At 42.7% G+C, this 13,070-nt stretch carries 7 protein-coding genes, 1 other RNA gene and 5 pseudogenes; 2 read left to right on the top strand and 11 right to left on the bottom strand.

Annotation, left to right across the window (positions count from 1 at the left end; genetic code table 11):
* Window positions 1–248: 248 nt before the first annotated feature.
* The 4 genes and pseudogenes from JCM19038_RS02495 to parE all read right to left on the bottom strand — a co-directional run bounded on the left by JCM19038_RS02495 (window position 249) and on the right by parE (window position 6,456).
* Complete coding sequence (locus tag JCM19038_RS02495) at window positions 249–1,367, bottom strand: D-alanyl-D-alanine carboxypeptidase family protein (protein WP_052360984.1); 1,119 nt, start codon at window positions 1,365–1,367, stop codon at window positions 249–251.
* A gap of 80 nt (window positions 1,368–1,447) precedes the next feature.
* Window positions 1,448–1,963 carry a metal-dependent hydrolase gene (locus JCM19038_RS02490; protein ID WP_042414090.1) on the bottom strand — a complete coding sequence of 172 codons (516 nt, stop codon included), beginning with the start codon at window positions 1,961–1,963 and terminating at the stop codon, window positions 1,448–1,450.
* Window positions 1,964–2,041: 78 nt separating this feature from the next.
* Window positions 2,042–4,479, bottom strand: a pseudogene (parC, locus tag JCM19038_RS02485) (DNA topoisomerase IV subunit A).
* Window positions 4,466–6,456: pseudogene (gene parE, locus JCM19038_RS02480) on the bottom strand (DNA topoisomerase IV subunit B). Before parE ends, parC begins: the two co-directional pseudogenes overlap by 14 nt.
* 252 nt (window positions 6,457–6,708) lie before the next feature.
* Between parE and JCM19038_RS02475 the strand changes: the two are divergent.
* Together JCM19038_RS02475 and JCM19038_RS02470 are read left to right on the top strand one after the other, a co-directional pair.
* Window positions 6,709–7,499, top strand: a pseudogene (locus JCM19038_RS02475) (gluconate 2-dehydrogenase subunit 3 family protein).
* A gap of 45 nt (window positions 7,500–7,544) precedes the next feature.
* A pseudogene (locus JCM19038_RS02470) lies at window positions 7,545–9,256 on the top strand (GMC family oxidoreductase).
* 38 nt (window positions 9,257–9,294) lie between these two features.
* Here JCM19038_RS02470 and JCM19038_RS02465 read toward each other — a convergent pair.
* The 7 genes and pseudogenes from JCM19038_RS02465 to JCM19038_RS20320 form a co-directional block, all read right to left on the bottom strand.
* Entirely contained in the window at window positions 9,295–9,708 is a 414-nt protein-coding gene (locus JCM19038_RS02465; protein WP_042414088.1) for a CoA-binding protein, read from the bottom strand.
* A 137-nt stretch (window positions 9,709–9,845) separates the two neighbouring features.
* Window positions 9,846–10,037: a hypothetical protein gene (locus JCM19038_RS02460; RefSeq protein WP_042414085.1), complete on the bottom strand. Its 192-nt coding sequence runs from the start codon at window positions 10,035–10,037 to the stop codon at window positions 9,846–9,848.
* Between the two features lie 58 nt (window positions 10,038–10,095).
* Window positions 10,096–11,219: pseudogene (locus JCM19038_RS02455) on the bottom strand (class I SAM-dependent RNA methyltransferase).
* Between the two features lie 102 nt (window positions 11,220–11,321).
* Window positions 11,322–11,691: RNase P RNA component class B (rnpB, locus tag JCM19038_RS21540), an RNA gene on the bottom strand.
* Between the two features lie 60 nt (window positions 11,692–11,751).
* Window positions 11,752–12,096 (bottom strand): reverse transcriptase-like protein, encoded by a 345-nt coding sequence (locus JCM19038_RS02450; protein WP_052360982.1) that lies wholly within the window; start codon window positions 12,094–12,096, stop codon window positions 11,752–11,754.
* Window positions 12,097–12,147: 51 nt separating this feature from the next.
* Complete coding sequence (gene gpsB / locus JCM19038_RS02445) at window positions 12,148–12,501, bottom strand: cell division regulator GpsB (protein ID WP_042414351.1); 354 nt, start codon at window positions 12,499–12,501, stop codon at window positions 12,148–12,150.
* Between the two features lie 170 nt (window positions 12,502–12,671).
* On the bottom strand, window positions 12,672–13,046 hold the full coding sequence (locus JCM19038_RS20320; RefSeq protein ID WP_052360976.1) for a CotD family spore coat protein: 375 nt from the start codon (window positions 13,044–13,046) through the stop codon (window positions 12,672–12,674).
* Window positions 13,047–13,070: the final 24 nt, after the last annotated feature.

Genomic DNA, 13,070 nt, shown 5'->3' with positions numbered 1-13,070 from the left:
AATGCGAGCGCTGCAATGCATAAGCCTACAACTCCCCCTTTTACCTTCTTCATTGCGATTTCCCCCAGCTTTGTCCATTGACTAATTATCAAGACTATTATCCGTATGTATGTTTCGTTTTTTTTTACTTCGTTATAACATTAGTACATTTCTCCTAACTTTAACCCTGTAATATAACAGAATATTCTTATATAAACCTATCGAATGCGAAACGAGAAGTCAATACGTTTTTTGCGTATAGTGTATTGTCAATTTATCTTACGAGACAAAATAAAGAGCCGAATCCATGTAGAGTACATGGATTCGGCTCTTGTCTTGAATAATTGGCACGATTTCAGTCGCTCGCAGCGACTCGATCTGCAGTATAATGATCGAACCCTGCTTCTAATAACGTCTCCGTTGCTTGAAAACGAGATCGATTCGATCTGTTTCATTACGACAGATAACAATCTTTGGCCACCTCGTTCTGCAGTTCCTATAAATGAATACCCTGCACGGTTCGTGTAACCCGTTTTCAGTCCGTCCATTCCTTGTAACCCTTCATCCATCAAAAGGAGTTGGTCTTCAAGTTCTTGACGTTCTTCTTCATCCTCTAGTTGTTGTAGCGAATCGTTCAATTGTTCAATCTCTACTTGTCGATCAAGTAGTTGGTTCGTATTGTAAAATTGTTGATTTGAAAACGACAACGTAAACTGAGGTTTTTCAGTTAACTCAATCACTTCAGGATAATCTTGAATGAGGTGATAGCCAATCATTGCCGTGTCATATGCAGTTAACGTAGATTCTTCTCTCGTTTTCGGTTGTGGTAATCCGTGACTATTCACAAAGTTCGCATGACTTGAAAGACCAAACTCAGCTGCTTTTTCATTCATTTTCTTCACGAAACTCTTCTCATCAGATGCGAGGTGTTCTGCCAAAGCAACCGAAGCATCGTTCGCAGAAGCTAAGGCCATTGAGACAAATAAATCCTTCACGGTCCATTCTGCTCCCTCTTGTAAAAACATCGTACTTCCACCCGTATCTACAGCCTCTTCACTAATCGTTACAACGTCGTCACGATTAATTTCTCCGTCTTCAATCGCTTCTAATACGAGATACATCGTCATGATCTTTGACATACTCGCTGGTGCTAACGGTTCTCTAGCATTCTTTTGCCATAACAATTGACCTGTATTCACATCGACAACGATCGCAGCCTCTGCTTGAACTTCATCAAGTTCTGTCGTTAGGATTTTAGAAATTGTTGATTTCTCATGTGCTGAAACATATTTATTTCCAAGTCCCTTAGACGTTGCCGTTACGTCATTACTACCGAACAATGACACACAAAGCAGAAGCGATAAAGCGATTGTTAAACGTCGGATCATTGTCACCCATCCCCTAAACATGACATTGATGTTTATTATAAGCCAAAAGTCGCGTTGCAACAATCATTTTTCGACAATTTTCAGCCAATTACCCCTACGTATTCTAAGCTATAATAACTAATCCATAGCATACAAACGAACAAGACACTGCCTTCCCCTAAGAACGAACCCGTTTTCGTATGCCACGGAAACCGAACCATCGTAGGAATTGGATAAAACAGTCGAATCCCTCGAGAGGTTAGCATATCTAATACATAATGACTAATCATACCGATAATAATTCCGGTTTGAATGGCTACACCATATGTACCTGGGATGAGTCCAGTTAAGACACCTACAATAAGTAAAAACAGTAAACTATGTGTGAACGTCCGATGACCAAATACACCTCTTATCATGACAGATAGAGATGATATTTTTTTGCCTGCTGTAGAATTGGGGTGACAAATGTCTGGCAAAAGTCCCCCGATTAACGCGGCACCAAGCATAACAAACGATTCAATTCCCTCTGGTGGCGCCCCCCATGACACAGGCACGAATCGATCATAAAGGGTCGTTAATGCAACGGCACCGACCAAATGCGTACCGGCTTTCATATTTTTTCTCCGTTCTTTACAATAACGAATGAGAAGCCTCACATCACGTTCTGTGAGACTTTCTCAATTCGACTATCCTCATTTTTTTTGGCTATGATCAATATATGGCCAAACATCTTCAATCATGCCACTTGTATCTGTATCTACGACATAATTTCCTGTTTGATAACGATCATACTCTTTAATTGATCCACCTTCGACGTGTTCAGTGTCGCCATTCTCAGTACGAGCAACAAAAGCGTTACTCTCTGTCGTAACGGGCCATGCTTGCACGACGAAATGCGGACTTCGCTTAAGCTCACGAACCATCGTTGACCCACGCTTAGCTCGACTACTCTTCGTAAACAATGATACTTTTACTTGCTTCATCGCCCCTCGCTGAGTCGTAACGAGCATTGTCTTCACCTGAGTTGGATCAAATGTAAATGCTGACGTAACGAAATCATCGTCTTTCAATGCGATTGCTTTTACCCCTGCCGCTCGTTGTCCGACAATATTGGCTTCTTCTTCATCAAACCGTAAGCCGTAACCGAGGCGAGTTACAATCATCACTTCATCTTTACCGTTCGTTACATCAACAGAGCGCACGAGGTCATCTGCCTTTAATTTCAAAGCAACGAGTGCCCTGTTAAAACGCTGTGCTTGATATTCACTAAGTGGTGTTCGCTTAATCATGCCGTTCTTCGTAATAAAAACGAGGAACTGATCTTCATGAAATTGTTCAACAGGAATAACGCTTACCACACGGTCTTCAGGTGAAATAGGCACGAGGTTTGCGACGTGTTGACCATTGTCTTTCCAACGAATATCTGGAAGTTGATGAATCGGCACATAAAGGTACTGACCTTTTTCAGTAAAGATAAGAATCGTCTCTGTCGTATTCATTTCTTTAAAGAACGTTAAATCGTCCGTTTCTTTCATGCCAGGTCGTTCGTCATTGGAAGCTGTAAACGATCGAACGCTCGTCCGTTTCACGTAGCCTTCTCGGCTTACGGTGACGATGACATCTTCTTGAGGAATCATCGTCTGCATGTCGATTTTGAGTTCTTCAACATCTCGTTCAACGTTCGTTCGTCTTTCATCTGCAAACGTCTTCTTGACTTGTTTTAGTTCTTTTTTAATCGTTTGGACGAGCTTTTTCGGGTTGTTTAACACTTCATTAAGCGAATTAATCGTTTCATCCAATTCACTAGCTTCACGTTCTAGCGTTTGGATATCTGTGTTCGTCAATCGATAAAGTTGCAACGTAACAATCGCTTCTGCTTGCATTTCCGTAAATCCAAAACGTTGCATAATATTGTTCTTTGCATCTTGTTTGTCGTTAGATTCTCGGATTAATTGAATGAGCTCATCAAGCACGCTAATCGCTTTAATAAGCCCTTCAACAATATGCTTACGCTTTAAAGCTTGATCTAAATCATGACGGCTTCGATTCGTTGTGACCGTTTTTTGGTGATCGAGATACGCATTTAAGAGCGATTTTAATCCGAGAAGCTTTGGTGCCTTATCAGAAATAGCGACCATGTTAAAGTTGTAATTCACTTGTAGGTCAGTATTTTTGTACAAATAATGCAGGATGCTTTTCGCATCGGCTTCTTTCTTTAACTCGACAACAATTCTTAGCCCCGTGCGATCCGTTTCATCACGAACTTCGGCAATCCCGTCGATTTTTTATCAAAGCGAATTTCATCCATACGCTTAACGAGATTCGCTTTGATTACCTCATACGGAATCTCTGTAATGACGATTTGTTCTTTCCCGCCTCGAAGTGTTTCGAATTCGGCTTTTCCACGGAGAACAATTCGTCCTTTCCCCGTCTCATAAGCCTTCTTTAATCCTTCATATCCTTGAATGGTCCCTCCACCAGGAAAATCTGGACCTTGAATCACATTCATCAAGTCTTTCACATCGGAATTCGGCCGATCAAGTAATAAAATCGCACCGTCGATGATCTCCCCTAAATGATGAGGAGGGATGTCTGTTGCATAACCCGCAGAGATCCCTGTCGACCCGTTGACGAGTAAGTTAGGAAAGTAGCCAGGTAAAACGACTGGCTCTTCTTCTGTGTCATCAAAGTTCGGGATATACTCGACTGTATTTTTTTTGATGTCTTGTAACATCACTTCTGCAAGCGCAGAGAGACGTGCTTCGGTATAACGCATCGCAGCAGGGGGATCTCCGTCAATAGAACCGTTGTTGCCGTGCATTTCGACGAGGTTTTTACGAATCTTCCACGATTGACTCATCCTAACGAGTGCTTCATAAACAGAAGAGTCACCGTGAGGATGATAATTACCGATTACATTTCCGACCGTTTTTGCGGATTTACGGAACGGTTTATCAGACAAGTTATTATCTCGGAGCATCGCGTAAAGAATCCGTCGTTGTACAGGCTTTAAGCCATCCCGAGCATCCGGTAGCGCTCGTTCTTGAATAATGTACTTACTATACCGTCCGAAGCGATCTCCAATCACTTCTTCAAGTGGTAAATCCAAATACTTTTCAGCTTCTTGCACGGGTGTCGTCCTCCTCTGCAACGAGCATTTCGTTGTCTAAGATGTTCGTTTCCTCATCTAAGCCAAAGGCGACATGTGATTCAATCCATTTTCTACGCGGCTCGACTTTATCACCCATTAACGTAGCCACACGCTTGTCAGCCCTAGCAATATCTTCAACTCGAACGCGTACGAGCGTACGTGTCTCAGGTTCATCGTCGTTTCCCACAATTGGGAAGCGTTCATTTCACCAAGACCTTTGTAACGCTGGATCGTGTAACCTTTTCCAACCTTTTCAATGGCTCTTTTTAATTCGGACTCATCCCAAGCATATTCAAGCTTTTTCCCTTTACCTGTGCCTCTTTCGACTTTGTAAAGTGGTGGCAGTGCAATAAATACTTTTCCTGCCTCAATGAGCGGACGCATGTAACGATAGAAAAACGTTAGTAGCAAGACTTGAATGTGAGCACCATCGGTATCAGCATCTGTCATGATGACCACTTTATCGTAATTGCAGTCTTCCACAGAGAAGTCCGTCCCAGCACCTGCACCAATGCTATAAATAATCGTGCGAATCTCTTCGTTCTTCATAATGTCATCAAGCTTTGCACGTTCAGTGTTAATGACTTTCCCTCGGAGGGGCAAGACTGCTTGAAATTTGCGATCACGACCTTGCTTTGCAGAACCTCCTGCAGAGTCCCCTTCGACGAGATACAATTCATTGCGCTTTGGGTTTCTCGATTGAGCTGGGGTGAGCTTACCGCTTAAAAGCGCATCTTTACGGCTGTTTTTCTTACCACTTCGCGCTTCTTCTCTTGCTTTACGGGCAGCTTCACGTACTTCTTGAGCTTTTATCGCTTTTTTAATTAATTGCGTGCTTAATTTAGGGTTTTCTTCAAAAAAGTATACGAGCTTCTCAGAAAGAAGGTGATCGACACTTTGACGTGCTTCTGGCGTACCGAGTTTACTCTTCGTTTGACCTTCGAATTGAAGTAATGATTCAGGTATATGAATAGACAGAACTGCAGTTAATCCTTCGCGGATATCATTGCCATCAAGGTTCTTATCCTTTTGTTTTAGAAGCTGTAGCTTTCTTGCATGCTCATTAACAGCTCTTGTAAACGCAGACTTCATTCCAAATTCATGAGTTCCGCCGTCTCTCGTGCGAACATGGTTAACGAATGACAAGATGTTTTCTGTATAGCCATCGTTAAACTGAAAAGCAAAATTCACATGGATGTCTTGATGAACACCGTCAAAAGAAGCAACGTTGTGAAGCGCCTCTTTATCTTCGTTCAAGTATTCAACAAACGCATCAATTCCGGTTTCGTATTGATACGTCTCGCTTTTCTCTTTGCCTTTGCGCTCATCAATGAGCGTAATGGACGTTCCACCAAGAAGAAATGCACTTTCTCTCAACCGTTCTGAAAGCGATTCATACTGATAGTTTGTCGTTTGGAACATCGTTTCGTCTGGTTTGAAGTGAACGATCGTTCCAGACTTTCTCGTATTGCCAACCTTTTCAAGCGTCGTAACGGGAACGCCACCACGTTCGAATCGTTGGCGATATTTATGGCCATCACGATGGATTGTAAGCTCAAGTGAAGACGACAATGCGTTTACTACCGAAGCACCTACGTGTAAACCTCCACTCGTCTTATATCCGCCTTGACCGAACTTACCACCTGCATGAAGAACCGTCATAATCACTTCTGGCGTCGGTCGACCTGTTCGGTGCGTCCCAACAGGCATCCCGCGTCCTTCATCCTCTACCGAAATACTATCGTCTTTATGAATGATCACTTTAATATGATTACCAAAACCCGCCATCGCTTCATCGACAGCATTATCTACAATTTCATAAACAAGGTGATGCAACCCTCTCGTATCCGTACTCCCGATGTACATACCAGGTCGCTTACGGACAGCTTCAAGTCCTTCAAGTACTTGAATCGCATCATCATTATATTCAAGTGTTTGATCTTTATCTTGACTCACGTATCTAAGTGACCCCTTTCCTAAACAGAAACAAAAAGCCTACTGTATAGGCATCTCTATCTCGGTCTTTGCCGATTTGTTCTCTTTATACAATACAGGTTAAGAACGTATGTTTTCAAGCTATATTTGCATGTGATTCCCAATTTCTCAATATAAGCTCGCCAAATTCAAAGAAGAATACGTAACTTTTTTCTTTTTTGAGTAATTTTAACCAAATATGGGCAAAAGTAAAATGCGCAAGAAACAATCGTAATGACGGTTAAAAGGAGTGAACCCATTATGGCAGAAGAAAATAACCAATCTGGCATGACACGACGAGACTTTCTTAAAAACAGTGGACTCGTCGTCGGTGGTGTTGTTGGTGGGGGGATTTTAGGCAGTCTACTAACGAATTCGTTCACAGACGAGACTTCACCTGCAACAGACACCGAAGGAGAACAAACCGATCAATCAGGCGGTGAACAATTAACAAAAGCAAGAATGTTTTTTAAGCGTCAAGAAGACTTCCGTGTACTTAGTGCAGCCGTAGAACGTATCTTCCCAGAGGATGATTCAGGTCCTGGAGCCGTCGCACTCGCTGTTCCTTTCTTTATTGATAAGCAGCTTGCCGGTGAGTATGGCTTTAATTCTCGGGAATACATGGAAGGTCCTTTCCATGAAGGCGCACCGACTCAAGGCCCACAAACCGGGATGCGTCGACGTGAAGTATTCCTCTACGGAGTGTCAAAGATCCAAGAGATCGCACAGGATGAGCATGGCGAAGCTTCTTTGACCTTGATGGCGAACAACAAGATGAGATTTTAGGTGCTTTTCAAAATGCTGAAGTTGACATGACTGGTGTCGCTTCAGATGCATTTTTTACGATGCTACGTCAGGCGACTTTAGAAGGTGTTTATTCAGATCCTGTCTACGGCGGTAACTTAAATATGGACGGTTGGCGCATTAAGAAATACCCTGGTGGACAAATGGCATTCTTTGATGTGATCGAAGCGGATGAATTCATTGAAATGGAGCCAGTTAGCTTACATGCACACCATACGTAAATCGTTTGGTTTACGTTAATTAAAAGTTTTGGAGGTTACGTAACTATGGCAACAGAATTACCAAGAAAACAAGTTGCAATCGTTGGCGTCGGCTGGTCTGGCGGTATCATTGCTTCTGAACTTGCAAAAGCAGGTTACGAATGCATCGGTTTAGAACGAGGTAGCGACCGTAAAATTAACGACTTTATCATGCAAAAAGATGAATTGCGTTATGCGATTCGCTACGAATTAATGCAAGATTTATCGAAAGAGACGCTGACGTTTAGAAATGACCAAGACATGCTCGCGCTTCCAATGCGTCAGATGGATCATTCTTACTCGGTACAGACGTTGGTGGCGCTGGGATCCACTGGAATGGTCAATGTCCGAGATTCTACCCTTATGACTTTGAAATCCGTACTCAGACGATCGACAAGTACGGAGAAGACAGAATTCCAGACGATATGCCTTTGCAAGACTGGGGCATATCATACGACGATATGGAAGAGTATTTTGCGAAGTTCGATGAAACAATTGGTACTTCTGGAGAAGACAACGAAATGACCGCTCCACGATCTACTGAATTCCCAACACCACCAATGAAACAGACGAAATCAATGAGGATTTTTGCAGAAGCTGCCGAAAGTCTTGGCTTACATCCATACATCAGTGCCTCTGCTAACCTTTCAGAAACGTACACAAACCCAGACGGTAAAACGATCAATCAGTGTATGTACTGTTCATTTTGTGAACGTTTCGGGTGTGACTATCAAGCGAAGTCTGATCCGTTAATTACGGTTATTCCAACAGCACTTGAAACTGGAAACTTTGAAATTCGTACCCATTCAAACGTTCGTGAAATTGCGTATGACGGCAACCAATCGGATGGCGTGTACTTTACGGACACGAGAACTGGTGAAGACTACTTCCAGCCAGCAGATATTGTCATCTTAACATCGTATGTCATGAACAACACACGCTTATTGCTGCAATCTGGAATTGGCGATCCTTACGACCCAGAAAGTGAAACAGGCGTGATCGGGAAGAACTATTGTTATCAAGTAATGGCTAGTGCTCAAGGATTTTTCGATGAGCAATTCAACTTGTACGCAGGTGCCGGAGCACTCGGTGGTCAAGTCGATGACTATAATGCTGATAACTTTGATCATAGCGATCTCGATTTCTTACACGGTGGTACAATTCAGCATACGAATACAGGGATCCGCCCAATCGCAACAAACCCTGTCCCGCCAGGTACACCGACATGGGGGAAAGAGTTTAAAGAAGCGTCTGCTCATTACTTCTATCGTACATTGTCTCTAGGTTCTCAAGGTGCAAGCTTGCCTTATCGATATAATTACCTAGATTTAGACCCGACTTATACTGATTCTCATGGCGATCCGCTTCTACGTATGACCTACAACTTTACAGAACAAGACCGTAACTTAGCTGCTCATCAATCTGCAAGACTGACAGAGATTCTTGAAGAGATGGGTGCCAATGAAGTTGTCTCAAACCCTGATATTGGCGATTATAACATTATGCCTTATCAAACGACTCACAACACAGGTGGAGTAATTATGGGAGCAGATTCTGAGACGTCTGCGGTAAACAACTATTTACAAATGTGGGATTGTGAAAACTTATTTGTCGTTGGTGCTTCGGCGTTCCCGCACAACAGTGGGTACAACCCAACGCCTACAGTAGGTGCACTTTCTTACCGAGCTGCTGAAGGGATCTTAAGCTACTTAGAAGATCCAAGACCTTTAGCTGAATAACGTAAAATTACCCCCTTCTTTCAAAGAAGGGGGGGTTTCTATGTGGTGATGCTGTGCTCTACTTTAATGCATCGATCCATAATAACGGTCATACCAGCATCTTCTGCAATTGTTGCACCTTCATCGCTTACAACGTTCAGTTGAGTCCAAAATACTTTAGCATTCGTTTTTGCTGCCTCTTTCGCTAAATCAACAACAAACTCACTACGTCGGAACACATTAACAATATCAATAGGACCTTCGACTTCAGACAATGAAGAGACAGCTTTAACACCTAACGCCTCATCAATCATTGGATTTACAGGAATAATTTCGTATCCTGCATCTTGCATCGCTTGAGACACACTATTAGACGTACGGTAAGGATCATCAGACAAGCCGACGACCGCAATGCGTTTTGCTTTCGTTAGAATCTTACCAATCTCTTCTCTTGAAGGGTTTTGGAAACTCATGATTTTACTTCCTCCTTACTTCGTTTACGTAATCAATTCATTCCATGTTTAGCAGTTCTCTAAAATCTTATCATACTAAACGTTGACGTGCGGCTCTCTTGCATTCATAAAAAACCATAAGAAAAACTGCTGAACGTTCAGCAGTTTTTACGTCGGTAGAAAACGTAGTCATGAGCTCGTTGATATGCGACATGGGCCGCACTCATTGCATTGTTTACGTTTGCCTGTTGTTCAGTCGTCAAACTGACATGAGTGAGTGAATCTTTTGTAGAAGTAATTGCCGATTGTATTTGTTTGAGTTCAAGATAATTGTATTCAGTTTTGAACACGTCCATGCCTCCTTAAAAAAACATATCGTTAGTATACGCACTTTTAAGGAGAAATATGCTATTTGCGCTTTGCCCAGAACTGATAATAATCTGTCTTGATGTTCCCGTTATACAATTTACGTTTCTTTGTAGCCTTTTCGCCATAGGCTTCTTCAAATTGTTCATTCGCAGTAATGACATAAACCGACCAGAATGGGAAGTGATCTTGCACAACATCACCGAGTTGCGTATAAATACGCTTGACTGTCTTCTCGTCTTCTAATCTCGTACCGTAAGGTGGGTTTGCAACGAGAATGCCTCGTTCAGCTGGAGCTTTAAGGTCTTGTACAGCATTTCGCTCAAACTGTATCTCTGGTACGTGAGCAAGTTTCGCATTCTCTCTTGAAAGCTCAATTAGTTCACGGTCATGATCTGAACCGTATATTTTAATCTCTCGGTCAACAATTTTTGCTTTTGCTCGTTCACGAGCTTCTGCCCAAAGGTTTTCATCAATCCAAGGCCATTGTTCAGATTCGAAGTTACGATACAAGCCAGGAGCGATATTCTTAGCCATTAAGCCGCTTCAATTGGAATCGTGCCAGAACCACAGAATGGATCTAAAAACGGCTCATCGTAGCGCCAGTTCGTGAGTGAAATCAGTGCAGCAGCAAGCGTTTCTTTTAGTGGAGCACGGTTGTGTAATCGACGATAGCCACGCTTATGAAGACCTTCTCCTGATGTATCAATTGTAAGCGTTGCTTTGTCCTTTAAAAGGGCAACTTCTAGTTGGAATTTCGGCCCATCTTCTTTGAACCATTCTTGATTGTATGTTTCTTTCAACCGTTCAACGACGGCCTTTTTTACGATCCGTTGACAATCTGAAATACTAAATAACGTCGATTTCACCGAACGACCATCTACTGGGAACTCTCCGTATACAGGAATGAAATCTTCCCATGGAAGAGCTTTCGTTTTCTCAAACAGTTCATCGAAGGTAAATGCATCGAATTCACCAACAACAAGCTTAATGCGGTCCGAAGTACGTACCCAAAGGTTCGCTTCAATCATGGATTCAATCGGTCCGTCCCACATGACCTTGCCGTTTTCAACTGTCGTTTTATATCCTAATGCTTTAATTTCCTTTGCGACAATGCTTTCAAGTCCCATCGTTGCGGTTGCAATGAATGTGTACGTCTCACTCATTCGTACCCCTACTTTCTTTTATCAATTCGTCTATGATTATACTGAGTTTCATGCATAAAGTAAAAAAACCCCGAAAACGGGGTCCTCTAGAGGCTGGAAACCTTCTATAAGCCATGTTCTGTATCGACGTGCTAAGGCTGTTGACCTCACACGACGACGGCAATCATCTATCTGCGATATATTCGCCTCTTTCGTATGTTTCCACCGAAAAAGTGCCCCTACCATATTTTGGGTTACTCACTCGTGGGGTTTACCTCGTTCCACTCTTCTCGTTTCCGAGAAGCTACGTCACTGTGGCACGTTACGATGGTTCACCATATCGATTGACTTAGGTGTTCCAAGCGCCGTCAACTTACAAGTAAGCTGCCTTGACTTATTGTTTCGTCAAGCACGAACACTACATCCAGTTAAGGTTGTGTGAGCATGGACTTTCCTCACCGATTCTAAAGAAACGGCGCGATTGCCCGAAGAGTTCCAGCATATGCGCAAGCTGTATTATAACGTGGAATAGTCTTTTCTGCAACGTTAAGTGTTAAATTTGTTTATGAATGCCTTGTTTTGCAAGATGGTCTGCTTCTTTATTCTTACTGGAGCTTACCCAACTAACAAAAAACAAATCAAACTCCGCGCTTTCTAGTAAAACGTCATGTAATAACGGGCGATAGGTTGCATTGTGAACCTTGCCACTATTCACGGATTGGTCCACAAGTTGAGAATCTGTAAAAAAACGCCCCTCGCGATATCCTTTCGCGTGGGCAAATGCAATTCCTTCTTTTAGCGCAATAAATTCGGCTGCGTGAATATGGGTCGAAGTAATTCGTTTTGAAATTCGCTCTACTTCTCCAGATGGATGTTTCAAAAAACCCCAATGCCACAAGCACCAGGATCCCCAGCACAAGCAGCATCAACATATACGTGAACGACTCCGTTACTCACTTAGCTTCTTCCCAAACACTTCTTTTTCAAGGTTTGATAGTCTTTTGAGGATATCGTAATTGGTCGTACCTACTTGAGTAGCTGAATGTGTCTCTACAGGCGTTTGAGCACGTTCAGGTTGCTGCGAAGCAGCGCTTCGTTGACGTTGAACTTGCGGCGTTGATTGCATCTTCTTAAGCTGCTCAATCTCTTTCTCAAGCTTTGTCACGTGCTCTTGAAACAATTCATAATCCTGAATAACAAAATCGAGGAACTGGTCAACCTCTTCTTTATTGTAGCCTTTCATGCTCGTCTTAAATTCTTTGTCAAGAATCTTCTTTGCATTTAACTGTGCATTTACTGACATCGGCTTCACCTCATACTCGTAATCTCTTCCATCGTATAGCAATATTTTTTCAGATCGTTGTGGAAAAGTCAATTTCAAGCGTGAGATTCACCTCCATCTACCTAAAAAAGTACCGACACTGATGTGTCGGTACTTTCGCCTAGATGGTTGTCCTTACAGACAGCTAGCCATTACCAAGGGCGATGGCCGCAGCCTTTTCCATGCTTCCCATGATGACCACCGTATCCGCCGAAACCGTTGTCGTTCATCATCTGTCCGCCAAATGCACCGTTTCCAGGTCCACAGTCGAATTGCTCTGTTTCACACTCATAAACGTTATCTGTTGTATGAGGGTGGCTATGAACGTGCTTGTATACGTCTTTGTGCACGTGCGTGTGGTGCGATGGGTGTACCTCTGGAATAATATACTCTTGGTCACTAAATGACGTGCTGTTTTTTGAAGGGTGAACAACCGCAGGTAAAACGATTGGTTGGTTTCCATTTCCGTTACAGCCATGATTTTGCATGTGGTGGTGATGGCCACACCCTTTGTGATGATGTCTCATGTTAACTCCTCCTTGATTGTAAGT

The organism is Geomicrobium sp. JCM 19038 (assembly GCF_000698125.1).
GTDB lineage: Bacteria > Bacillota > Bacilli > Bacillales > Marinococcaceae > Geomicrobium_A.
Note: the sequence above shows the minus strand (reverse complement) of the source record. Positions and strands in the feature narration are given on the sequence as shown.